This window comes from Rhodoferax sp. WC2427 (assembly GCF_040822085.1).
Taxonomy (GTDB): domain Bacteria; phylum Pseudomonadota; class Gammaproteobacteria; order Burkholderiales; family Burkholderiaceae_C; genus Rhodoferax_B.
Genome location: NZ_CP162006.1, coordinates 327,815 through 351,400, shown reverse-complemented (window position 1 = coordinate 351,400; position 23,586 = coordinate 327,815). Strand labels below are relative to the sequence as shown.

At 65.5% G+C, this 23,586-nt stretch carries 21 protein-coding genes; 13 read left to right on the top strand and 8 right to left on the bottom strand.

The window, feature by feature from the left end; translation table 11 throughout:
- From AB3G31_RS01630 to AB3G31_RS01615, 4 genes are all read left to right on the top strand, one after another.
- Window positions 1–1,581, top strand: a complete 1,581-nt coding sequence (locus AB3G31_RS01630; RefSeq protein ID WP_367848496.1) for an FGGY-family carbohydrate kinase — start codon at window positions 1–3, stop codon at window positions 1,579–1,581.
- 109 nt (window positions 1,582–1,690) lie between these two features.
- Window positions 1,691–2,764 carry a sugar ABC transporter substrate-binding protein gene (locus tag AB3G31_RS01625; RefSeq protein WP_367848495.1) on the top strand — a complete coding sequence of 358 codons (1,074 nt, stop codon included), beginning with the start codon at window positions 1,691–1,693 and terminating at the stop codon, window positions 2,762–2,764.
- Window positions 2,765–2,782: 18 nt separating this feature from the next.
- On the top strand, window positions 2,783–3,592 hold the full coding sequence (locus AB3G31_RS01620; RefSeq protein WP_367848494.1) for an ATP-binding cassette domain-containing protein: 810 nt from the start codon (window positions 2,783–2,785) through the stop codon (window positions 3,590–3,592).
- A gap of 9 nt (window positions 3,593–3,601) precedes the next feature.
- Window positions 3,602–4,855, top strand: coding sequence for a sugar ABC transporter permease (locus AB3G31_RS01615; RefSeq protein WP_367848493.1), 1,254 nt, complete (start codon window positions 3,602–3,604; stop codon window positions 4,853–4,855).
- On the opposite strand, the gene recX is transcribed toward AB3G31_RS01615, so the two are convergent.
- Together recX and recA are read right to left on the bottom strand one after the other, a co-directional pair.
- Complete coding sequence (gene recX / locus AB3G31_RS01610; protein ID WP_367848492.1) at window positions 4,852–5,325, bottom strand: recombination regulator RecX; 474 nt, start codon at window positions 5,323–5,325, stop codon at window positions 4,852–4,854. The genes AB3G31_RS01615 and recX overlap by 4 nt on opposite strands.
- Before the next feature lie 54 nt (window positions 5,326–5,379).
- The gene (gene recA / locus AB3G31_RS01605; RefSeq protein WP_367848491.1) at window positions 5,380–6,474 is read right to left on the bottom strand and encodes a recombinase RecA; all 1,095 of its coding nucleotides are present in this window, start codon (window positions 6,472–6,474) and stop codon (window positions 5,380–5,382) included.
- Between the two features lie 133 nt (window positions 6,475–6,607).
- On the opposite strand from recA, the gene AB3G31_RS01600 reads away from it, so the two are divergent.
- The 3 genes from AB3G31_RS01600 to fusA all read left to right on the top strand — a co-directional run bounded on the left by AB3G31_RS01600 (window position 6,608) and on the right by fusA (window position 10,168).
- The gene (locus AB3G31_RS01600; RefSeq protein WP_367848490.1) at window positions 6,608–7,081 is read left to right on the top strand and encodes a MarR family winged helix-turn-helix transcriptional regulator; all 474 of its coding nucleotides are present in this window, start codon (window positions 6,608–6,610) and stop codon (window positions 7,079–7,081) included.
- Window positions 7,082–7,105: 24 nt separating this feature from the next.
- The gene (locus tag AB3G31_RS01595) at window positions 7,106–7,780 is read left to right on the top strand and encodes a response regulator transcription factor (protein WP_315188151.1); all 675 of its coding nucleotides are present in this window, start codon (window positions 7,106–7,108) and stop codon (window positions 7,778–7,780) included.
- A 393-nt stretch (window positions 7,781–8,173) separates the two neighbouring features.
- Window positions 8,174–10,168 carry an elongation factor G gene (gene fusA / locus AB3G31_RS01590; protein ID WP_367848489.1) on the top strand — a complete coding sequence of 665 codons (1,995 nt, stop codon included), beginning with the start codon at window positions 8,174–8,176 and terminating at the stop codon, window positions 10,166–10,168.
- A gap of 90 nt (window positions 10,169–10,258) precedes the next feature.
- On the opposite strand, the gene AB3G31_RS01585 is transcribed toward fusA, so the two are convergent.
- Window positions 10,259–10,918: a pyridoxamine 5'-phosphate oxidase family protein gene (locus AB3G31_RS01585; protein WP_367848488.1), complete on the bottom strand. Its 660-nt coding sequence runs from the start codon at window positions 10,916–10,918 to the stop codon at window positions 10,259–10,261.
- A gap of 107 nt (window positions 10,919–11,025) precedes the next feature.
- Here AB3G31_RS01585 and AB3G31_RS01580 point away from each other — a divergent pair, with 107 nt between their 5' ends.
- The gene (locus tag AB3G31_RS01580) at window positions 11,026–12,525 is read left to right on the top strand and encodes a PLP-dependent aminotransferase family protein (protein WP_367848487.1); all 1,500 of its coding nucleotides are present in this window, start codon (window positions 11,026–11,028) and stop codon (window positions 12,523–12,525) included.
- Window positions 12,526–12,552: 27 nt separating this feature from the next.
- Here AB3G31_RS01580 and AB3G31_RS01575 read toward each other — a convergent pair whose 3' ends face one another.
- Entirely contained in the window at window positions 12,553–12,978 is a 426-nt protein-coding gene (locus AB3G31_RS01575) for an RbsD/FucU family protein (RefSeq protein ID WP_367848486.1), read from the bottom strand.
- A 162-nt stretch (window positions 12,979–13,140) separates the two neighbouring features.
- Here AB3G31_RS01575 and AB3G31_RS01570 point away from each other — a divergent pair, with 162 nt between their 5' ends.
- On the top strand, window positions 13,141–14,574 hold the full coding sequence (locus tag AB3G31_RS01570) for a methyl-accepting chemotaxis protein (RefSeq protein ID WP_367848485.1): 1,434 nt from the start codon (window positions 13,141–13,143) through the stop codon (window positions 14,572–14,574).
- Window positions 14,575–14,604: 30 nt separating this feature from the next.
- On the top strand, window positions 14,605–16,083 hold the full coding sequence (locus tag AB3G31_RS01565) for a M20 family metallopeptidase (protein WP_367848484.1): 1,479 nt from the start codon (window positions 14,605–14,607) through the stop codon (window positions 16,081–16,083).
- A gap of 68 nt (window positions 16,084–16,151) precedes the next feature.
- On the opposite strand, the gene AB3G31_RS01560 is transcribed toward AB3G31_RS01565, so the two are convergent.
- The gene (locus tag AB3G31_RS01560; RefSeq protein WP_367848483.1) at window positions 16,152–16,625 is read right to left on the bottom strand and encodes a YidB family protein; all 474 of its coding nucleotides are present in this window, start codon (window positions 16,623–16,625) and stop codon (window positions 16,152–16,154) included.
- Between the two features lie 323 nt (window positions 16,626–16,948).
- Between AB3G31_RS01560 and AB3G31_RS01555 the strand changes: the two genes are divergently transcribed.
- Window positions 16,949–17,098, top strand: coding sequence for a hypothetical protein (locus AB3G31_RS01555; RefSeq protein WP_367848482.1), 150 nt, complete (start codon window positions 16,949–16,951; stop codon window positions 17,096–17,098).
- A gap of 178 nt (window positions 17,099–17,276) precedes the next feature.
- On the opposite strand, the gene fba is transcribed toward AB3G31_RS01555, so the two are convergent.
- Entirely contained in the window at window positions 17,277–18,341 is a 1,065-nt protein-coding gene (fba, locus tag AB3G31_RS01550; RefSeq protein WP_367848481.1) for a class II fructose-bisphosphate aldolase, read from the bottom strand.
- A 306-nt stretch (window positions 18,342–18,647) separates the two neighbouring features.
- Complete coding sequence (pyk, locus tag AB3G31_RS01545) at window positions 18,648–20,081, bottom strand: pyruvate kinase (RefSeq protein WP_367848480.1); 1,434 nt, start codon at window positions 20,079–20,081, stop codon at window positions 18,648–18,650.
- Window positions 20,082–20,356: 275 nt separating this feature from the next.
- Here pyk and AB3G31_RS01540 point away from each other — a divergent pair, with 275 nt between their 5' ends.
- On the top strand, window positions 20,357–21,463 hold the full coding sequence (locus AB3G31_RS01540; RefSeq protein ID WP_367848479.1) for a fatty acid desaturase: 1,107 nt from the start codon (window positions 20,357–20,359) through the stop codon (window positions 21,461–21,463).
- A 148-nt stretch (window positions 21,464–21,611) separates the two neighbouring features.
- Window positions 21,612–22,202, top strand: coding sequence for an OmpW family protein (locus AB3G31_RS01535; protein ID WP_367848478.1), 591 nt, complete (start codon window positions 21,612–21,614; stop codon window positions 22,200–22,202).
- Between the two features lie 75 nt (window positions 22,203–22,277).
- Here AB3G31_RS01535 and AB3G31_RS01530 read toward each other — a convergent pair whose 3' ends face one another.
- Window positions 22,278–23,570 (bottom strand): AAA-associated domain-containing protein, encoded by a 1,293-nt coding sequence (locus tag AB3G31_RS01530; RefSeq protein WP_367848477.1) that lies wholly within the window; start codon window positions 23,568–23,570, stop codon window positions 22,278–22,280.
- Window positions 23,571–23,586 lie beyond the last annotated feature (16 nt).

The window sequence follows — 23,586 nt, the reverse complement described above, 5'->3', positions numbered from 1 at the left end:
ATGGCGCACCCAGAGCAGTACGTCATCGGTGTCGACGTAGGCACCCAAAGCACCAAGGCCGTGCTGGTGCGCGCCGATGGCCACATCGTCGCCACGCACAGCCAGGGCTACCAAGTGGAAACGCCCGCGCCGCTGTGGGCGCAGCAGTGGCCCAGCGTCTGGCTGGACGCGGTGGTTGTATGCATCAAAGGGGTGCTGGCGCAGGTGGATAGCGCACAGACTGCTATCAAAAGTATATGCATCAGCAGCCTGTACGGCGGCTCGGGAATCCCGGTGGATGCCGACGGCAAGGCCCTCTACCCCTGCCTGATCTGGATGGACCGCCGCGCCCAGGCACAGGTGGACTGGGTGCGTGGCAACGTAGACCTTGAGCGCCTGTTCGACATTACCGGCAACGGCGTAGACAGCTACTACGGCTACACCAAAATGCTTTGGCTGCGCGACAACGAACCCGCGGTGTGGGCCCACACCGCACAGTTTCTGCCGCCCAACAGCTTCATCAACGCCGCCCTCACCGGCCAGGTGGCGGCAGACCACAGCTCGGCGGGCAACATCGGCGGCGTGTACGACCTGGCCAAGCGCTGCTGGTCCGACGAGGCCCTGGCCATGCTGGGCATTCCGCGCCGCATGATGCCCGACCGCCTGGTGGCATCCAGCGACGTGGTCGGCCCGCTGCTGCCCCACTGGGCCGAAGCATTGGGTTTACCGGTGGGATTGCCGGTGATCGCCGGGGGCGTGGATGCCGCCGTGGCCACCCTGGCCGCCGGTGCCACGCAAACCGGCAACCACGTCGGCATGATTGGCACCAGCATGGCCTGGGGCACCATCCGCCAGCAGGTGGACGCACGCCACGGCCTGATCAGCATGCCGCATGTGTTCAACGGCATGGAAGACCTGTACGTGTTTGGCGGCGCCATCACCGCCGGGGCCAGCGTGAGCTGGTTCCGCGAAAACTTCTGCCAGGCCGAGATCGCCGCCGGGCGCGCCCAGGGCGTGGACCCGCACGTGCTGCTGGAGGCCGCCGCCAGCGGCCTGCCCAGCGGCTCGGATGCTTTGTTGTTTTTGCCCTACCTGATGGGCGAGCGCAGCCCCCTGTGGGATGCCAAGGCCAGCGGTGCCTTCATCGGCCTGGGCCTGCACCATGGCCGCGCCCACCTGTACCGCGCCGTGCTGGAGGGCATTGCCTACGCGCTGCACCACAACATCGAAACCGGCACGCTGGACGGCCACCCGCTGGACGAGGCCATCACCATCGTGGGCGGCGCCAGCCAATCCGACCTGTGGATGCAGATCATTGCCGACGTGACCGGCCGCCCGGTGTTCACCATCGCCGAAGAAGTCGAAGCCTCGCTGGGGGCGGCGCAACTGGCGGCTTTTGGTGTGGGCCTGATCGATGCCGCCACGGTGCGCAAGGGCTGGGTGCAGCTGACCCCCCGCGCCCAGCCGCAGGAGCCCGCCCGCAGCACCTACGCCGCCCTGTTCCAGCTGTATGTGGCGCTGTACCCCACCTTGAAACCGGTGATGCACCAGCTGCGCCAGATCAGTGTGGACACCGCTGCCAAGCCCGTTATTTTGTCTTGAAGCTCAATCGATTGTGCGACTACCCAACTATGGAAGGAATGACCCGCCCATGCAGTGACTAACCCACGTACCGCCTTTGAGAAAACCAACTAAATCACCGGAGATAGACATGACCATTCGTACCCTGACCCGCCTTGCATCCCTGACCGCCCTCGTCCTGGGCAGCACGGCTCTGTATGCCCAGACCATCGCCCCCGCCAAGGTGGCGTTCCTGATGCCCGACCAATCGTCCACCCGCTACGAAGAGCACGACAGCCCCGGCTTCAAAGCCGAGATGAAAAAGCTCTGCGCCGCCTGCGAAGTGCTCTACCAAAACGCCGACGGCGACGCCTCGCGCCAGCAGCAGCAGTTCAACGCCATGATCTCGCAGGGCGTGAAAGCCATCGTGCTGGACCCGGTGGATTCCACCGCCGCCGCCTCGCTGGTCAAGCAGGCCCAGGCCAAGGGCATCAAGGTGGTGGCCTATGACCGCCCCATCCCCGCAGCCAAGGCCGACTACTACGTGTCGTTCAACAACGAAGGCATCGGCAAGGCCATTGCCGACTCGCTGGTGGCGCGCCTCAAGGCCGCAGGCGTGAAGCCCGGCGAAGGCGGTGTGCTGCAGGTCAACGGCTCGCCCACCGATGCGGCGGCGGGCCTGATCAAGAAGGGCATCCACGCCGGGCTGGACAACAGCGGCTACAAAATTCTGGCCGAGTACGACACCCCCGACTGGGTGCCCGCCAAGGCCCAGCAGTGGGTGAGCGGCCAGATTGCGCGCTTCGGCAAGCAGATCGTGGGCGTGGTGGCCGCCAATGACGGCACCGGTGGCGGCGCCATTGCCGCCTTCAAGGCCGCAGGCGTGAACCCCGTGCCCCCGGTGTCGGGCAACGACGCCACCATCGCCGCACTGCAACTCATCATTGCCGGTGACCAGTACAACACCATCTCCAAGCCCAGCGAAATCGTGGCCGCCGCCGCCGCCCAGGTCGTGGTCAAGCTGCTGGCAGGCGAAACGCCCAAGGCCGAAATGATGCTGTACGACACCCCTTCGCAGCTGTTCACCCCCGCCGTGGTGGTGGCCGACAACCTGAAGGCGGAAATCATCGACAAGTCGGTCAGCGGCAAGCCGATCCAGACCGCGGCCGTGCTGTGCGTCGACCGCTACGCCGACGGCTGCAAGAAGCTCGGCATCACCAAGTAAGCCTGCAGGTACAGCGCCATGACAACCCAACCAAACCCTACTACGCCAGCACGCGAGCTGGTCCTGAGCCTGCGTGGCATCACCAAGCGCTTTGGCGCCGTGGCCGCGCTGACCGATATCGACCTTGACGTGCATGCGGGCGAGGTGGTGGCCTTGGTGGGCGACAACGGTGCCGGCAAGTCCACCCTGGTCAAGATCCTGTCCGGGGTGCACCAGCCGACCTCCGGCAGCATGGCCTTTTGCGGCCAGCCGGTCACGCTGGCCGACCCCGGTGCCTCGCTGGCACTGGGCATTGCCACCGTGTTCCAGGACCTCGCGCTGTGCGAAAACCTGGACGTGGTGGCCAACATCTTCCTGGGCAAGGAACTCAGCCCCTTCCACCTGAACGAGGTGGACATGGAGGTCAAGGCCTGGCAGCTGCTCAACGAGCTGTCGGCCCGCATCCCCAGCGTGCGCATTCCGGTGGCATCGCTGTCGGGCGGCCAGCGCCAGACGGTGGCCATTGCCCGCTCGCTGCTGCTCTCGCCCAAGCTGATCCTGCTCGACGAGCCCACCGCCGCCCTGGGTGTGGCCCAGACCGCCGAGGTGCTGGACCTGATCGAACGGGTACGCGACAAGGGCCTGGGCGTGGTCATGATCAGCCACAACATGGAAGACGTGCGCGCCGTGGCCGACCGCATCGTGGTGCTGCGCCTGGGCAAAAACAACGGCGTGTTCCTGCCCGATGCATCCAACCACGAACTGGTGGGAGCCATCACCGGGGCTGCCGACAACTCTGTTTCACGCCGCTCCACGCGACGTGAAACCCTCCAAACCCACACCGCATAAGGCATCCCCATGTCCACTAACTCCGTGGCGAAAGCCCCACCGCTGCTGGACCGCAGCGACGAACGCTACCAGGTCGAAACCGGCGTGGGCGGCGCTATCCGCACCTTCATCGACAAGGTGAAAGCCGGGGATCTGGGCTCGCTGCCCGTGATTGTCGGCCTGGCCGTCATCTGGACGGTGTTCCAGAGCATCAACCCGATCTTTCTGTCCAGCACCAACCTGATCAACATGCTGTTCGACGCATCCACCATCGGGGTGATCTCGCTCGGCATCATCTGCATCCTGATGGTCGGCGAGATCGACCTGTCGGTGGGCTCGGTCAGCGGCTTTGCATCGGCCATCGTCGGCGTGCTGTGGGTCAACCACGGCTGGCCGGTGGGCTGGGCGGTGGCGGCGGCAGTGGCCACGGGCGCGGTGATCGGCCTGGTCTACGCGCAGCTGTTCAACCGCTTTGGCATGCCCAGCTTTGTGTCCACGCTGGCCGGTCTGCTGGCCATTCTGGGTGCGCAGCTGTATGTGCTGGGCGGCACCGGCTCCATCAACCTGCCCTACGACTCGCCACTGGTGAACCTGGGCCAGTCGCTGTTCATGCCCGCCTGGGTGGCCTACGGCGTGGTGGCGATGGCCGGGCTGGTGATGGCGGTAGCGGGTGCCAAAACCGCCGCCCGCCGCCGCGCCGCCGGTCTGTCTGCCGAATCCATGGGCCGCCTGGTGCTGCGCACTGCCGTGCTCACCGTGGTGCTGGAGCTGATTGCGCTGTACTTCTACCAGGACCGGGGGATTCCGTGGATGTTTGGCATCTTCATCGCCCTGGTGGTGGGGCTGGACTACGCACTCACCCGCACCCAGTGGGGCCGCATGGTCCACGCCGTGGGCGGCAACCGCGAGGCGGCCCGCCGCGCCGGTATCAAGGTGCGCAGCATCTACGCCAGCGTGTTCGTGCTGTGCGCCTCGTTGGCCGCGTTTGGCGGCGTGATGGCCTCGGCCCGCCTGGCCTCGGCCAGCCAGCAGGCCGGTACGGGTGATGTGAATTTGAATGCGATTGCCGCTGCGGTGATTGGCGGCACCAGCCTGTTTGGCGGGCGCGGCAGTGCGTACTCGGCGCTGCTGGGGATCATCGTGATCCAGTCGATCTCCAGCGGGCTGACGCTGCTGGACTTGTCGTCGTCGCTGCGCTACATGATCACCGGTGCGGTGCTGGCGATTGCGGTGATCGTCGATTCCCTGGCCCGCCAATCCCGCGTATCCCACGGCAGGGCTTAGTCAAAGTCGTCATCCCCGCCCGCCACCACCTTGCGCACCACCTCGCCCGAGAAGCCCCGGGCCAGCAGAAAGCGCTGCTGCTTGCCACGGGCGGCGGCATCCAGCGGCGGGGTGCCGAACTTCTTGCGCCAGACCTCGCGGGCGCGGGCCAGCTCGGTGTCTTGCAGGCTGGCCACCGCGTCCAGCACCATGCCGGGGTCCAGGCCCTTGCTTTGCAGCTCTTGCCGGATGCGGGCCGTGCCCAGCTTGGCGGCACGCCGGTACAGCACCGAATCCACCACCCGCTGCTCGTTGATGAAGCCCTTGGCCTGGAGTTCGTCCAGCGCCTGGGCCAGGGTGCCGGGCACCTCCTCGTAGGGCGTCAGCTTGCGCTCCAGCTCAGCACGCGAGTGTTCGCGGCCACTGAGCAGGCGCAAGGCCCGGCCCTTGAGGCTGATGGGCACCAGGCCCTTGGACGGTGCGAAAGCCATTTGCTACAAACCTAATAGCTTGTCACGCTGATGGAATAAGCGCCAGAGCCCGATTTAAGCCTCAACCTTGGCCTTCTTGCCTTCTTTGGCGGGCTCGGCAGCCACCGGCACCAGCGGGATGCCCAGCGACTCGCGCACCTTGTTTTCAATCTCGATGGACAGGCCGGGGTTCTCGCGCAGAAATTCGCGGGCGTTGTCGCGGCCCTGGCCGATTTTCTCGCCCTGGTAGGCGTACCAGGCACCCGACTTTTCGATCACCTTGGCTTCCACGCCCATGTCGATGATTTCGCCCTGGCGGCTGATGCCCTCGCCAAACAAAATATCGAACTCGGCCGTCTTGAACGGGGGCGCCACCTTGTTCTTCACCACCTTGACCTTGGTCTCGTTGCCGATGGAGTCATCGCCCTTCTTGATGGTGCCGGTGCGGCGGATGTCCAGGCGCACCGAGGCGTAGAACTTCAGCGCGTTGCCGCCGGTGGTGGTCTCGGGCGAGCCGAACATCACGCCGATCTTCATGCGGATCTGGTTGATGAAGATGACCATGCAGTTGGCCTTCTTGATGTGGGCGGTGAGCTTGCGCAGCGCCTGGCTCATCAAGCGGGCTTGCAGGCCGGGCAGGCTGTCGCCCATTTCGCCTTCCAGCTCGGCCTTGGGGGTCAGAGCCGCCACCGAGTCGACCACGATCAGATCAACCGCGCCAGAGCGCACCAGCGAATCGACGATTTCCAGGGCCTGCTCGCCGGTGTCGGGCTGGCTGATCAGCATTTCTTGCAGGTTGACACCCAGGTTCTGGGCGTACTGGGTGTCGAGCGCGTGCTCGGCATCCACAAAGGCGCAGGTGCCGCCGAGCTTTTGCATTTCGGCGATGACCTGCAGGGTCAGCGTGGTCTTGCCGCTGGACTCGGGGCCGTAGATCTCGATGACGCGGCCACGGGGCAGGCCGCCCACGCCCAGCGCAATGTCCAGGCCCAGCGAACCGGTGGACACCACCTGGATGTCCTCAATGACTTCGCCCTCGCCCAGCCGCATGATGGTGCCTTTGCCAAACTGCTTTTCGATCTGCGCCAGCGCAGCTTGCAGGGCCTTGGCTTTTTCGGCCAGCGCGGCGGGGGTGGGGGCGACGGGAGGGGCTTTGGCGACGGCGTTCATGCGGCGGGTCTTTCAAAAAATGGAGGACGGGATTGCCTGCGGTTAACTACAGGCTGGATGCTTGAACAGTAGTTTACGGCGACACCATAGTTCTGCAATAGATTTTTTAGTCAGTTTGGCTTACTATCGAAAAATGTTGAATTTGACCGCCGAGCAAGGTTGGCGCGAAACCCATCTGGGCCGCTTGATGGCCGCCGCATTGCGCCGCTTCGATGCCCGCGTGCTGGAGCTGATGGCCCGCAATGTGGACGTGCCGCTGGCCCTGGGCAACCTGGCGGCGCGGGCGCAGGTGGGCGCGGCCCACATCCACATCACCCGGCACCTGCCGCTACAAGGCGCGCGGCTCACCGAGCTGGCCACCCAGGCAGGCATGAGCAAACAGGCCATGGGCGACCTGGTGGACCAGTGCGCCGCCTGGGGCATGGTGGCCCGCGAGCCCGACCCGCTGGACGCGCGGGCCCGGCGGGTGGTGTTTACCGCCACCGGGCTGGCCTGGCTGAAAGCCTTCCAGGACGCGGTGGCGCAGGCCGAGGACGAGTTCCACCAGGCCGTCGGCACCGAAGTAGCCACGGTGGTAGCGCTGGGTTTGGAAGCCTACGCGACATAATCGCGAAAAAACAAGGAGACACGCATGCGCATCCTCATTGCAGAAGACGACCAGGTACTAGCCGATGGCCTGCTGCGCGGCCTGCGCGCCTCGGGGGCGGCGGTGGACCACGTGGCCAGCGGCACCGAGGCCGATGCGGCGCTATTGACCAACCGCGAATTCGACCTGCTGATCCTCGACCTGGGCCTGCCGAAGATGCACGGCCTGGAGGTCTTAAAGCGCCTGCGCGCCCGCGGCTCGTCGCTGCCGGTGCTGATCTTGACGGCAGCCGACAGCGTGGAAGAGCGCGTCAAGGGCCTGGACTTTGGGGCCGACGACTACATGGCCAAGCCATTCTCCCTGCAGGAGCTGGAGGCCCGGGTGCGCGCCCTGGCGCGGCGCGGCGCGGGCGGGGCCAGCAGCAGCATCCAGCACGGCCCGCTGCTGTACGACCACGCCGGGCGCATGGCCAGCATCGACGGCAAGACACTGGAGCTGTCGGCCCGCGAACTGGGCCTGCTGGAGGTGCTGCTGCAGCGCGTGGGGCGGCTGGTGAGCAAGGAGCAGCTGATCGAGCGCCTGTGCGAATGGGGCGAAGAGGTCAGCGTCAACGCCATCGAGGTCTACATCTACCGCCTGCGCAAGAAAATCGAAAAAGGCCCGATCCGCATCGCCACCGTGCGCGGGCTGGGCTATTGCCTGGAAAAAATTGCGCCGTGAATGGCAGCCACTGGACAGTGCAGAGTTTAGTTTTTATAATCGACACCATGACATCGATAAACAAAGCATTGATCCTTTAGACACCTTCCGATTATTCGGAAGGCGCTGTGCCTTGCCGGAACGAACTCCCCCACCCCGGCAAAGATGTTTGACCGGGGTTTTTTGTTTTCTGGAGCCTGAAAGTTCTTATGCGTACCTATGACAAGCTGATCGCCACGATTCATCCGCACCAGTGGATGGTGGGCTTGCGCTCGTCCATTGGTGCGGCATCCATGGCGCAAGACATAACTCCCTAGCTGCGGGAATTTTTAAGGGCCTCACTCGGATGTGAGGCCTTTTGAAACCCTGGTCAGCAGCATGCGGGCCAGGGTTTTTGTCTTTAAGGAACATCGTATGACTACGAGAAAACTTCGCAATATTGGCATCATCGCCCACGTCGACGCGGGCAAAACCACGGTGAGTGAACGCATTTTGTTCACCACCGGCGAAATCCACCGCACCGGTGAAGTGCACGACGGCAATGCCACCATGGACTACGACCCGCAGGAGCGGGCGCGCGGCATCACCATCAACAGCGCCGCCACCACCGTGGCCTGGCGCGGCCACCAGATCAACCTGATCGACACGCCCGGCCACATCGATTTCAACATCGAGGTGAGCCGCTCGCTGCGCGTGCTGGACGGCGCGGTGGTGGTGTTTGACGGCGTGGCCGGGGTCGAGCCGCAGACCGAGACCAACTGGCGCCTGGCCGACGGTTACGGCGTGCCGCGCATTGCGCTGGTCAACAAGCTGGACCGCACCGGGGCCGACTTTGCCCGCGTGGTGGCCATGATCGCCGAGCGCCTGGCCGTCACCCCGCTGGTGCTGCAGCTGCCCATCGGCCAGGAGGCCGGGTTTGCAGGCGTGGTCGATCTGCTCAGCATGCAGGCCCTGTACTGGCCGCCCAACGACCGGGGCCAGCCTACGCTGACGCGCGCCGCCGTGCCCGCCGAGCTGCTAGCCGCCGCCGAAGCCGCCCGCCGCAGCCTGGTGGAGCTGGCCGTGGAGCAGGACGACGCAGCCCTCACCGCCTACCTGGACGGCCAAACCGTGCCGGAAGACGTGCTGCGCGCCTGCATCCGCAAGGGCACGCTGGCAGGGGCCTTTGTGCCCGTGCTGGCCGGGGCCGCGCTGAAGAACAAGGGCATCGAGCCCCTGCTCGACGCGGTGGTGGACTACCTGCCCGCCCCCGAAGACCGCCCGCTGGCGCTGCCGCCCGGTGACGGCTTTGCCGCACTGGTCTTCAAGGTGGTGCACGACGAGCACGGCACGCTGAGCTACCTGCGCGTCTACCGCGGCGAAGCCCATGCGGGCACCCCGGTGCTGAACACCCACACCGGCCAGCGCGAGCGGCTGTCGCGGGTGGTGCAAATGCACGCCGACCGCCGCGAAGAACTGGCGCTGGCCCAGGCGGGCGACATCGTGGCCGTGGCCGGTCTGAAAAACAGCAAGACCGGCCACACCCTGAGCGACCCGGCCCAGCCCGTGGTGCTGGAGGAAATCCACGCGCCCGAGCCGGTGCTGTCGATGGCGGTGGAGCCGCATTCGCGCGACGACCAGGACAGCTTCTCGCGCGGCCTGCACACCCTGGTGGACGAAGACCCCAGCCTGCGCCTGGGCCAGGACGGCGACACCGGCCAGACCCTGCTGTCTGGCGTGGGCGAACTGCAGCTGGAAGTGACGCTGGAAAAGCTGCGCAGCCGCTTCGGCGTGACCGTGCGCACCGGCCCACCGCAAGTGGCCCTGCGCGAAACCATCGCCCATGCGGCCCACGTGCGCTATCTGCACAAAAAGCAAAGCGGCGGCCCCGGCCAGTACGCCGAGGTGGCGCTGCGCGTGGAGCCCCTGGAGCGCGGTGCGGGCCTGCAGTTTGAGAGCGCCATCACCGGCGGGGCGATTCCGAAGGAATTTATCCCCAGCGTGGAGCAAGGCGTGCGCCGTGCCGCCCTGGCGGGTGTGCTGGCGGGCCACCCGGTGACCGATGTGCGGGTGGTGCTGGAAGACGGCAGCTTCCACGAGAAGGACTCGTCCACCCTGGCCTTCGAGGTGGCGGGCCTGCAGGCCTTCATGCAGGCCCAGCGCGAAGCCGGGCCGACGCTGCTGGAGCCGGTGATGGCGGTGGAAGTGACCACGCCCATGGACCATGTGGGCGACGTGATCGGCGACCTGAACCGCCGCCGCGGCCAGGTGCGCCACCAGGACCAGCGTGGCAACGCCGCCGTGGTGCAGGCCATGGTGCCGCTGCAAACGCTGTTTGGCTACATCGGCAGCCTGCGCGCCCTGACCGCGGGCCGGGCCAGCTACACCATGCAGCTGGACCACTACGCCGTGGCACCGCGGCAAGGCTGATGCCACGCTGAAAAGGGCGAACCCATGGGTTCGCCCTTTTTTTATACAAAATCGGTGCCTGGCGCTTATTGGATGAGCGTAAGCAGCTATTTAAACAATAGCAACCCCCTGCCACTGCTGCACATAGCCGGGCACGGTTCCCGGCCCCGGTGCGTCCACCACAGGCGCGGCACGGGTCTGTACCAGCGGCAGCACGCCGGTCCATACCGGAATGCCCATGTCCTCTGCGTCGTCCACAGGCGGGCCGGTGCGCAGCTTGCACACGGCCTCGTCCAGCGCGATGCGCATCACGGTGGTGGCGGCGAACTCCTTGTCGCTGCCCCGGCGGATCTCGGCGTTGCGGCCCGGCGCGACCTTGTCCATGAACGCGTCCATCGCGGCGCGCTTGTCGGCATCGGCCACCACCCGCTCGAACTGGCCGTAAATGACCGCCGAGCGGTAGTTCATCGAATGGTTGAAGGCCGAACGCGCCAGCACCAGCCCGTCCACATGGGTGATGGCCACGCAGGCCTGGGTGCCGCCCGCCAGCAGCTTGAGCAAACGCCCGCCGTTGGAGCCGTGGAGGTACAGGTGCTCGCCCGTGCGCCAGCAGGCGGTGGGGATGTTGTGCGTGCCCTTGTCGTCGGCAAAAGCCACGTGGCACACGTAGGCCGCGTCGAGGATGGCGTGCAGCGTGCTGCGCTGGTAGTCGGCGTTTTCGGCGATGCGGCGGATGCGGGTGCGGGCGGTGGGGGGCGCGGAGGCGGTCATGGCAAATATCCGGAAGCAGTGGAAAGTGTGCGCACTATAGGTTTGCCTGGCCCTACCGTTAGAGCCATAAACTAGGCATTTTTTAGAACCACCCAGAACCCACCCCTATGGACTACGCGCTGCTGTTGGCCCAGTACACCCAGGCCCACCCAGGCGGCCCGCGCCAGCAGCAGCTGCATGCCTGCCTGCGCTCGGCCATCCGCAGCGGCACCCTGGCCCCGGGCATACGGCTGCTGGCCACGCGGCAGCTGGCGGCCGACCTGGGCGTGGCGCGCAACACCGTGCTCTATGCCTACGCCCAGCTCGCCACCGAAGGCTATGTGCAGCCCGACCGGCGCGGCACCCGGGTGGCCGACCTGGTGCCCCGGCCGACCCCGGCGCGGGCCCTGCCTGCGGGCCCGTCGCCCGTGCTGTCGCGGCGCGCCCAGCCCGCCCCGCCCCGGCTGGAACCCCTACCCGAGGCGCACTGGATGGGCGCCTTCGTGCCCGGTGTGCCCGCGCTGGCCGACTTCCCGCTGGCGGCCTGGCGCAGGCAGGTCGACCATGCCTGGCGCAACCTGTCCACGGTGCAGCTCAACTACGGCGCACCGGCAGGCCAGCCGCTGCTGCGCGAAGCCATTGCCGCGCACCTGCGCGCCTCCCGCGGCGTGGTGTGCGACGCGCGCCAGGTATTCATCACCGACGGCACCCAAAGCAGCCTGAACCTGTGCGCCCACGCCTTTGCCGACGCGGGCGACACGGTGTGGCTGGAGAACCCCGGCTACCGCGGCGCGCTCACCGCCTTCCAGGCCGCCGAGCTGCAGGTGCACGGCATCCCGGTAGATGCCGACGGCCTGGCCCCCGGCGCCGCCGACTGGCAACAGCACCCGCCCAAGCTGATTTACACGACGCCGTCGCACCAGTACCCCTTGGGCAGCGTGCTCAGCCTGCCACGGCGGCTGGCGCTGCTGGCCCAGGCCCAGGCCTGCGGCGCGCTGGTGGTCGAGGACGACTACGACAGCGAATTTCGCCATGACGGCCCGCCCCTGGCCGCCATGCAGGGCCTGCTGCCCTTTGCTCCGGTGCTGTACCTGGGCACATTCAGCAAAACCCTGTTCCCGGCGCTGCGCATCGGCTTCATGGTGGTGCCGCAGCCCCTGGCGGCCCCGCTGGAGCGGTTGCTGGCATCGTCCGTGCCCCAGGGCCGCGCCGCCGACCAGCTGGCCCTGGCCGCGTTTTTGCGCAGCGGCCAGTTCGCCACCCACCTGCGCCGCATGCGCCGCCTGTACCGGCAACGGCGCGATGCCCTGCGCAGCGCACTGCTGCGGCACTTTGGCCCGGACGTGGCGGTGGTGGGCGGCTCGGCAGGCATGCACCTGGCACTGCGGCTGGATGCCGCTGTTTCCGACGTGCGGGTCAGCGCCCAGGCCCTGCAGCACGGCATCGTGGCCCACGCTTTGAGCAGCCATGCCGTGGGCACGGGCGGCCCGGTATGGAATGGCCTGATGCTGGGCTATGCCCAGGTGCCCGCCGAGCACATGGATGCGGCGGTGGAAAAACTGGCCCGCATCGTGCACGCACAAACTTATGGAGGAAATCGCCCCCCGGCGCTGATGGAATGGGCGTAAGCAGCTACAAAAAAAGCAGCAAGTCCTTCAAGACCGCACCACGCCCTTTTTCAGCAGGATATTGCCGTACAGCCGGGTCTCACCCGTCGCCACCACGGCAAAGGCCTGGGCGGCGCGGGCGTAGAAGGCAAAGCGCTCCAGCGAGGCAGGGGGCTTTTCACCGTGGCGCGCCAGGGTGGCGGCGAAATCCTGCACCGCAGGCGGCACCGCGCTGGCATCGCCCACCACCTGCATGGTGCAGGCGGCGTCGGGCACAAAGTCGTCCAGTGGCAGCACCGACAGCACGGCATCCAGCACGCGGGTGGCATCCACGCCCGGCAGGCTCACCAGGCGGCGCGCATTGGTGGTGGCCGGAAAGTTGGCATCCACCAGCGCAATTTCGTCGCCATGGCCCATGGAGGCCAGCACGTGCAGCAGGTCGGCGCTGAGCAGAGGGGAAAGGTTTTTAAGCATGGAGCACACCGTTGGGGAAAAGAGCCGATGTTAGAACCTGTACTGGCGCATCCAAGCGGCCTTGGGGCGCGGGTAAACCCAGCATTTTTAATACATAAAGTTACACTTAATGGCAATAGGCGGGAGTATCGTTACAAAATCACAACAATAAAGGTGAGCCCCATGGCCGATATTCGCTCGCAAAACCACCCGCTGGTCCCCCAACACCTTTCCCAGGCCCTGCTGGGCGACAGGGTCATGTTGGCGGCGATCGTACTCAGTGCCATCGCCGCTGTTGTTTTGGGCTTCCAGTTTGTCGATGCGGGTCTGGCGATGGGGGCATCGCTGCTGTTGCTGGTGGTGGCGGGGTTGGCGTATGCCACCGCCAAGGGCACCATGGCCTCGCGGCTGGTGCTGGCCTTTGTGCAGGTATCACTGGTGGCCCTGCACATCCAGCTGGCGCGCGGCATGATCGAGCTGCACTTTGGCGTGTTCGTCACGCTGGCACTGCTGCTGGTGTACCTGGACTGGAAACCCATCGTCTTTGGGGCGGCGCTGTTTGCGGTGCACCACGTGGTGTTTGACCGGCTGCAGGCGGCAGGCCTGGGCTTTTACTGCACCACGGCCCCCGACTTCTTGCGCATCCTGCTGCATGCCACCTATGTGGTGATACAGACCGCGCTGGAGGTGGTGCTGGCCGTGGGCATGGGCCGCACCGCCCGCCAGGCCGAAGAACTGGTGGCGCTGGTGGGCAGCGTAGACCGGGCCGACGGCATCGCGCTGGGCGCGGGCCACTTTGCCTTGCGCAGCCCGGTGGCGCAGTCCCTGCAAGCCGCGCTGGCACGCATGGACGGGGCGGTGTCCACGGTACGCGGTGCCACTGCAGGCATTGAAAGCGCCTGCAGCGAAATCGCCACCGGCAACCAGGACCTGAGCGTGCGCACCGAGCAGACCGCCAGCAACTTGCAGCGCACGTCCAGCAGCATGGAAGCCCTGACCAGTACCGTCAAACAGTCGGCCGATGCCGCCCACCAGGCCAACGGGCTGGCCGCCTCTGCCGCCGCCGTCGCGGCACGGGGGGGTGCGGTGGTGGGCGAGGTGGTGGCCACCATGGACGACATCAACCAAAGCTCCAAAAAAATCGCCGACATCATCGGCGTGATCGACGGCATCGCCTTCCAGACCAACATCCTGGCGCTGAACGCCGCCGTCGAAGCCGCCCGCGCGGGCGAGCAGGGGCGGGGTTTTGCCGTGGTGGCCAGCGAGGTGCGGTCCCTGGCCGGGCGCAGCGCCGATGCCGCCAAGGAAATCAAGGCACTGATCAGCGCATCGGTCGAGAAAGTGGATTCCGGCTCGCGGCTGGTGCACCACGCGGGCAGCACCATGGCCGAGATCGTCCAGTCGGTGAAACGGGTGAGCGACATCATCGGCGAGATCACGTCCGCGTCCAGCGAGCAGTCGGACGGCATCTCCGAGGTCAACCAGGCCATCACCCAGCTGGACCAGATGACCCAGCAAAACGCCGCTTTGGTGGAGCAATCGGCGGCTGCCGCCGAGAGCCTGCGCGACCAGGCCCAAAGACTGGTGGAGGCGGTGGAAGTGTTCCGATCGGCGTAAGCTGTGGGCTTTGCATTGCAGGAAGCCCCCATGAACGCCCGTGTCCCCGCCTCTGTTTTGAACCCCGCCCAGGTGCTGGCCCACGCCACGGCCGCCTGGGACGGTGACATCGTCCGCCAGCTCAGCGAATACATCGCCATCCCCGCCAAATCGCCCGCCTACGACGTGGCCTGGTCTGAACACGGCTACATCGACACGGTCATGCGCAACGCGGCGGCCTGGGTCGAGGCGCAAAAGGTCGAAGGCTTGACGCTGGAAGTGATCCGCCTGGAGGGCCGCACCCCGGTGCTGTACTTTGAGGTGCCCGCCAGCCAGACCGCCTGCACCGACACCGTGCTGATGTACGGCCACCTGGACAAACAGCCCGAATTCACCGGCTGGCGCAACGACCTCGGCCCCTGGACCCCCAAGTACGAGGACGGCAAGCTCTATGGTCGGGGCGGTGCCGACGACGGCTATGCCGTCTACGCCAGCATCACCGCCGTGCAGGCCCTCAAGGCGCAGAACCTGCCGCACCCGCGCATCGTCGGACTGATCGAAACCTGCGAAGAAAGCGGCTCCTACGACCTGCTGCCGTACGTGGATGCCATGCGCGCACAACTCGGCGAAGTGGCGCTGGTGGTCTGCATGGATTCCGGCGCGGGCAACTACGACCAGCTGTGGCTGACCAACAGCCTGCGCGGCCTGGCCAATGGCGTGTTGAAGGTGGAGGTGCTGACCGAGGGCGTGCACTCGGGCGACGCCAGCGGCCTGGTGCCGTCGAGCTTTCGCATCATGCGCCAGGTGCTGGACCGGCTGGAAGACAGCGCCACCGGCCGCCTGCTGCCCGCCAGCTTCCACTGCGAAGTGCCGGCCGACCGCCTGCTGCAGGCCCGGGCCACGGCGGCCATTCTGGGTGATGAAATCTACAAGCGCTTCCCGTGGGCACATTACGACTGCGGCGGTGCCAGCACCCTGTGCCTGCCCACCACCACCGAGCCGGTGCAGGCGCTGCTGAACCGCACCTGGGCCCCCACGCTCAGCGTCACCGGGGCCGAGGGCCTGCCGGAGCTGAAAAACGCCGGGGCCGTGCTGCGCCCCTACACCGCCTTCAAACTGTCGCTGCGCTTGCCGCCGCTGGTAGATGCAGCCCTGGCGGTGCAAGAACTCAAGACCCTGCTGGAAGACAACGCCCCCTACCAGGCCCGCGTGACCTTCCAGCCCGACGGTGCCGCCACCGGCTGGAACGCCCCGAGCACTGCGCCGTGGTTCGAAACCGCGCTGCACGCCGCATCACAGGCGCAATTTGGCGCGCCCTGCGGCTACATCGGCCAGGGCGGCACCATTCCACTGATGAACATGCTGTCGCAGGGCTTCCCGAAGGCGCAGATGATGGTGTGCGGTGTGCTCGGCCCCAAGAGCAACGCCCACGGCCCGAACGAGTTTTTGCACGTGCCCTACGCCAAGAAGCTCACCGCCGCGGTGGCGCAGGTGATTGCCAGTTTTCCGCTGCAGGCCGACGCGGCTTGAAAGTAAAAAAGCCACTTTTCATTCCTGAAAAGTGGCTTTTACGCTTATGGAATAAGCGTAACTAGCTACTATTTTTGCAGCAAACCGCCCAGCATGCCGAACAGGTCGCCGCTGTCGCCCAGGCCGCCTTGGGGGGCCTGGCCTTGCGGGGTCAGGTGGTCTACCAGACCCGGCAGCACCTGGGCCAGCTGGCCCGCAGCTTCACCGGGCTCCAGGCCCAGTTGGGCGGCAATACCCGCCAGCGCGTCCGAACCCAGCACATTGCCGAGTTGGTCGCCCGAGATGGGCTGGTTCTGGCCGCCACCAATCCACGAATTCAGCACATCGCCCATGCCGGCCTGGCCAAACTTGGCCGCCAGGCCGCCCAGGCCACCGTGCTCGCCGTTGTTGCTCAGCATGCCCGTCACCACCTGAATGAGCTGGGGGTTGCTGGCCAGCATGCCGATGATGCCGCCCAAACCACCGCCCAGGCCACCCTGGGGTTGCGCCTGCTGTTGGCCATTGTTCAAAACTGCGCCGAGTACCGAGTCGAGTAAGCCCATGGTGTTTCCTTGGTAAGTGGAGAAAAAAATACGCTGCAGCCACCCGCAACGCCGGGTACAACCCACAGGTTGACCGCACATTGTCTACCATCTAAAAGTCAAATTGGATACGTGACAATCTGCACACTCTGGCAAGACCCACCCTGCACACCCTCCCGCTTGGCAGGCCATCTGCTGCCGGTGGCCGGGTTGGGATTTCTGATTTTTGCGGGCGTGGTGATGCAGCAGATCGGCATTGGCCAGACCCACGTGACCAACGCCGGGGTGCTGACCGCGCTGTACCTGCCGGTCACCCCGCTGCGGGCCTGGGCTACACGCAGTAGGTGCGGGGCCAGCGCCATGCCAACGCCAGCCACGCGGCCACCATTTTGTCGAGCGAGACGCTGTTTGCCGCCCTGTCTGGGGCCCTGCTGATGGCCGACCGGCTGAACGCCGCCGGGCTGGTCGGCTGCGGCCTGATCAGGCCAAGATAGGCACACCCCCAGGCTTGCCCACTGCCCCGGAATCGGCTTGCAAAGCCGAGTACGCATGTGGCATCCAACCCCCTTGCAGGGGGCCACACCAGCAGCCTGGCAAAGCCAGTTCTGCGGTGTTTCTGGCGGGCATCCGTTCTGGCCGAGAGTTTCGGCTGAACCTTACCAATCCTTCGAATTAGTGGATGACCTGGGCCAGCAGGCCGTCGGCGTAGTGGCCCGCCACCACCTGTAAGGTGTGGCCCTTGACGCCGGCCGCCTGGCCTTCGCAACCGAACTCCAAAAAGCGCTGTTTGCACAGCTTTTTGGCGGCTTCACGGGCGGGCTTGAGGTAGTCGCGGGGGTCGAACTTTTCGGGGTTTTCGATGAAGAACTTGCGGATCGCGCCGGTCATGGCCAGACGCACATCGGTGTCGATGTTGATCTTGCGCACGCCGTGCTTGATGGCTTCCTGGATCTCTTCGATCGGCACGCCGTAGGTTTCCTTCATGTCGCCGCCGTGCTCGCGGATGATGGCCAGCAGCTCTTGCGGCACGCTGGAGCTACCGTGCAGCACCAGGTGGGTGCTGGGGATGCGCAGGTGGATTTCCTTGATGCGCTGGATGGCCAGGATGTCGCTGGTGGGCTTGCGGGTGAACTTATAGGCGCCATGGCTGGTGCCGATGGCGATGGCCAGCGCATCGATCTGGGTGCGCTGCACGAATTCGGCGGCCTGCTCGGGGTCGGTCAGCATCTGCGCCATGGTCATCACGTCGTCGGTGCCGTGGCCGTCTTCTTTGTCGCCCTGCATGGTTTCCAGCGAGCCCAGGCAGCCGAGTTCGCCCTCCACCGTCACACCGACGCGGTGCGCCAGCTCGACCACTTTGCGGGTGACTTCAACGTTGTAGTCAAAGCTGGCGATGGTTTTGCCGTCGGACTGCAGGGAGCCGTCCATCATCACCGAGCTAAAGCCCAGGTTGATCGCGCCCTGGCAGACTTCGGGGCTTTGGCCGTGGTCCTGGTGCATGACCAGCGGGATGTGGGGCCAGGTCTCGATCGCGGCCTGGATCAAATGTTTGATGAAGGGCTCGCCCGCGTACTTGCGCGCACCGGCGCTGGCCTGCAGGATGACGGGTGCACCCACCTCGTCGGCGGCTTGCATGACAGCCTGGACCTGCTCCAGGTTGTTGACATTGAAGGCCGGGATGCCATAGCCGTTGACGGCGGCATGGTCCAGCAGTTCGCGCATAGAAACGAGTGCCATGGTGGTGGTTCCAGAGAGTAAAAAAACGGGGGCAAAGCGGGCCAAAACCAGGCCGCGGAGTGGTATCCGCCGTTTTGGTAACCGCTTGGTAACTCTGCCAATTCTAGCGTTGTGCCAACAACGGCGTGCAGGCAAAAGCCGCGCCACCCGGCGGATACAGCTTTGTAACTATTTGTTGGCGCGTGCCCTGGGCACCCGTATCCAAGGAAAACCGGCCCGTGCAGGCCGCCATGCGGGCCTGCAAGACCCACGTTGCATGGGCCACCGGAAGAAGCGAGGGCTGCGCTAGGCAGCCCTCCAGGAACATCAGCTGACCTGGCAGATCTTCAGCATATTGGTGCCGCCGGGGGCACCCATGGGCTCGCCGCAGGTGATGGCGTACACATCGCCGCGCTGCACGATGCCGCGGTTGAGGAGATGGCTCTCGGCCTGTCCCAGCGCAGTGTCGCGGTCGGTGCTGGCGTCCATCAACAGAGGCAACACGTTGCGGTACAGCGCCATCTTGCGCTGGGTGGCCAGGCGCGGGGTCAGGGCGTAGATGGGTACGTGGATGCTGTGGCGGCTCATCCACAAGGCGGTGGAGCCGCTGTCGGTCATGGCCACGATGGCCTTGGCACCCAGGTGCTGCGCGGTGAACAGCGCGCCCATGGCGATGGACTGGTCGATGCGGCTGAAGATCTTGCCCTTGAAGTCGGCTTCCAGCTCGCCAAACTCGGCCTTTTCGGCTTCGCGGCAGATATTGGCCATTTCCAGCACGGTTTCCAGGGGGAACTTGCCGGCAGCGGTTTCGGCGCTGAGCATCACTGCGTCGGTACCGTCCAGCACGGCATTAGCCACGTCGCTGACCTCGGCGCGGGTGGGCACCGGGTTGGTGATCATGCTCTCCATCATCTGGGTGGCGGTGATGACCACCTTATCGCTGGCGCGGGCCATGCGGATCATGCGTTTTTGCAGGGCGGGCACGGCGGCATTGCCGACTTCGACCGCCAGGTCACCACGCGCCACCATGATGCCGTCGCTGGCATCCAGAATGGACTGCAGGTGCGGAATGGCTTCGGCGCGCTCGATCTTGGCGATCATGCCGGGCTTGTGGCGGAATTCGGCGGCAGCCACGTTGCACAGCTGGCGGGCCATTTCCATGTCGGTGGCGTTCTTGGGGAAGCTCACGGCCACGTAGTCGGCCTGGAAGGACATGGCGGTCTTGATGTCGTCCATGTCTTTGCTGGTCAGCGCCGGGGCGGTCAGGCCACCGCCCTTTTTGTTGATGCCCTTGTTGTTGGACAGTTCGCCGCCGAGCTTGACGATGGTGTGCACCGCCTCGCCGTGCACGGCTTCGACGGTCATGACGATCAGGCCGTCGTTGAGCAGCAACACGTCGCCGGGCTTGACTTCACGCGGCAGTTCTTTGTAGTCCAGGCCCACGCCGTAGATGTCGCCGGGTTCGGTGCGGGCGGCATCCAGCACAAATTTCTGGCCGGGCTCCAGCATGACCTTGCCTTCGGCAAACTTGGCCACACGGATCTTGGGGCCCTGCAGATCGGCCATGATGGCCACTTCGACGCCCGCACGGCGAGCGGCTTCGCGCACCATCATGGCGCGGTCGATGTGGTCCTGCGCCTTGCCATGGCTGAAGTTCAGCCGCACCACATTCACACCCGCTCGGATCAGCTGTTCCAGAATTTCTGGCGAATTGGAAGCAGGGCCGAGGGTGGCAACAATTTTGGTGGCGAGGCGGGGCATGCGAAAGTCTCCGGTGTAATTTAGTTTCCATTTTCACACGAAAGTAGTTACTAAAAGGTTACAGAACAACCATGAAAACCCTAGTTGCGCCACGGGCACGGGGCCTTGGTACAAAGTTACCATGGTGCCACGCCCTGCAAATGCTTTGATCTGGGTCAGTACGGCTGCCGCCCAGCGCGCATAGGATCGCGGCAGCTGATTTGCGTACCCATGCGCGGCCACCGGCTTCGCTAGGCAAATCACCCACCTGAAATACACGTTGACCGTGTTTTGCCATGTCATCTTCGACTGAAAACCACACTTCCACCCTCCCACCCGTACCCCTGGCACCCGGCGTACCGCTGCCGCACCGCAAGGTGATCCGTTCCTGGCTGATTCCCCTGTCACAGCGCACCACGCTGCGCGCCCTGTGGCTGCTGGCACTGGACTACGCCGTGCTGGGCACCCTGCTGACCGGCACCGTGTTGCTGGCATCTGTGTGGGCCAAGCTGCTGTGCGGACTGGCCGCAGGTTTCGTGGTGGGGCGGTTGTTCGTCATCGGCCACGACGGCTGCCACCAAAGCCTGACACCGCACCGCGGCCTGAACAAATGGCTGGGCCGCATCGCCTTTTTGCCGTCGCTCACGGCCTATAGCCTGTGGGATGTAGGCCACAACGTGGTGCACCACGGCTTCACCAACCTCAAGGGCGTGGATTTTGTCTGGGCCCCGCTGACGCAGCAGGAATACCAGGCCCTGTCGCCGGTGGGCCGGGTGCTGCAGCGCATCTACCGCAGCGGCTGGGGGCCGGGCCTGTACTACATGGTGGAGATCTGGTGGAAAAAGATGGTGTTTCCCGGGAAGTCGCAAATGGGCAACACCCACCGTGCCGTCTTCACCTGGGATTGCCTTCTGGTCAGTGCCTTTGCCCTGCTCTGGATCGCCGCGCTGGCCGCCGCCGCGCTGGCCACCGGCCAATCGGTGGCACTGCTGCTGTTGCTGGGCTTTGCGGTGCCGATGTTCTTCTGGTTCAACATGATGGGCTTTGTGATCTACGGCCACCACACGCACGTCAAGGTGTCGTGGCACGACGACCGCGCGGTGTGGCTGCGGGCCCAGCCGTTTGTGTCCACCACGGTGCACCTGACCTTCCCGCTGCAGATCGGCGCGCTGGTGCACCACATCATGGAGCACACCGCCCACCACGTGGACATGAGCATCCCGCTGTACAAGCTCAAGGTGGCACAGGCCAAGCTGGAAGAGCTGCTGCCCGGGCGCATCGTGGTGCAGCCGTTCTCATGGCGCTGGTACTTTGACACCGCACGCGCCTGCAAGCTGTACGACTTCACGCGCCACTGCTGGACCGACTTCCAGGGCCAGGCAACCAGTCCGGCTCGCCCATAAAGCGTCCTTCAACCGGGTGAACCTGGTGGACGTTTGATCTGGCGCAAACCCGGTGTACACACGGTTTGATGCGGCGCAAAGTCCCCAAGGGCCCGGTCTTCTGTAATCAAGGGGTGGGATGTTCCCGCAACCTGATTGAAAGAAGACCATGCAAAAAACCGTATTCGCCGCCGCACTCTGCGCCCTGCTGTCCACCGCCGCCCTGGCCCAGTCCAGCGCCCCCGGTCCCTGGCTGGTTCGCGCCCGCGCCGTGCACCTGGACAGCGCCAATGGCGACACCACCCCGCTCTCGCTGTCCATCAACAACAAGTGGATGCCCGAGCTGGACATCAGCTACTTCTTCACGCCCAACTTCGCCGCCGAGCTGGTGCTGACCGTGCCGCAAAAACAAACGCTGAGCGCAGGCGGCACCGCCATCGGCAGCTTCAAGCACCTGCCCCCCACACTGACGCTGCAGTACCACGCGCCCCAGGGCAACTTCACGCCCTACGTGGGCGCGGGCCTGAACTACACCCGCCTGAGCTCGGTGAACCTGCCCGCAGGCGTGACGGTGGACCGCAACAGCTTTGGTCCCGCCCTGCAAGTGGGTGTGGACATTCCGGTGGCCAAGAACATGGTGCTGAACTTCGACCTGAAGAAGGTCTACATCCGCACCGACGTTGCCGCCGGTGGCACCAAGCTGGGCACCTTCAAGGTCGACCCGGTGCTGTTTGGCATCGGCCTGGGCTGGAAGTTCTAAGCCACACCGATTTATAGGAAATCGGCGCTCCATGCTTATGGAATCGGCGTGAGCAGCTCTTAATTCAATAGCATCTCAGGTTTCCGATTCCTCGGGCAGCGTGAGCCGCCCGGTGTGGTAGTCGTAGCCATAGACCTCGCCATAGCGGCCCCACTCAATGGCCACCTGCAGCACGCGCTGGGCCTCCACCGCGTCCATGAACTCCTCCAGCAAGTCCAGAAAGCGCTTTTCGGACAGGGTGCCGTTGGGCTCGGATTCCAGGTTGCGCCGGATGTGCGCTGCCAAGGGCACGTGGGTCAGCAGCTGCTGGCCAAAAATCTCCTGCCGCCGCGCCTGGTCGGCATCCACGTAGTGCTGGCCCAGCGGAGTCAGGTGGATGTCACCCTTGTCCACATGGGCCAGGCCCAGCAGGCCCAGCGCCTCGTAGGTGGGGAACAGCTCTTCGTCGGCCAGCTCGGACTCTTCGGCCAGTTGCGGCAGGTCGGCATGCCCGTCGAACGGCGCATCGGCCAGCAGTTCCAGCACGCCTTCGATGTGGCTGACATCGGTGGGCGGCAACCGGTAGCCCAAGTGGGCGGTGACCGGCTCCCCAGCGGTCGCCTCCTGCGCGGGACGCTGCGTCATCAAGGCATAGACCTCGTCGATCAGCGCCCGCACCTCGACGGCATCTGCGTCGCGCGGGCGCGGCAGGTCGATCAGCACCTCGTCGCGGATGCGGCCCGGGTCGCTGGCCAGGATGATGATGCGGTCGGCCATCATCACCGCCTCTTCGATGTTGTGCGAGACGATCAGGATGCCCTTGGTGGGGATCTGGTCGCCATCCCACAGCTCCAGCATGTCGTTGCGCAGGGTTTCGCCGGTCAGCACGTCCAGCGCCGAAAACGCCTCGTCCATCAGCAAAATATCGGGGTTGGTGACCAGGGCGCGGGCAATGCCCACCCGCTGCTTCATGCCGCCCGACAGCTCGCGCGGCAAGGCGCCGCCAAACCCGGCCAGGCCAATCATCTCCAGCACCGCATCGGCGCGGGTCTGGCGCTCTGCGGCGGGCACGCCCTGGGCTTCCAGGCCCAGCTCCACGTTCTGCTGCACCGTCAGCCAGGGGAACAAGGCAAACGACTGGAACACCATGGCGATGCCCGCCACCGGCGCGTGGATGGCCCGCTGGCGGTATTCCACCTTGCCGTGGTCGGCCGGAATCAGCCCGGCCATGATGCGCAGCAGGGTGGACTTGCCCGAGCCCGACTTGCCCAGCAGGGCCACGATTTCGCCATCGGCCAGGTGGAAATCCACCGACTCCAGCACGCTGCGGGCGGTGCCGTCGGCGGCGCGGAAAGACTTGGCCACACCTTGCAGTTCGATCAGATTCATAGGGGTTCTCCAGCGC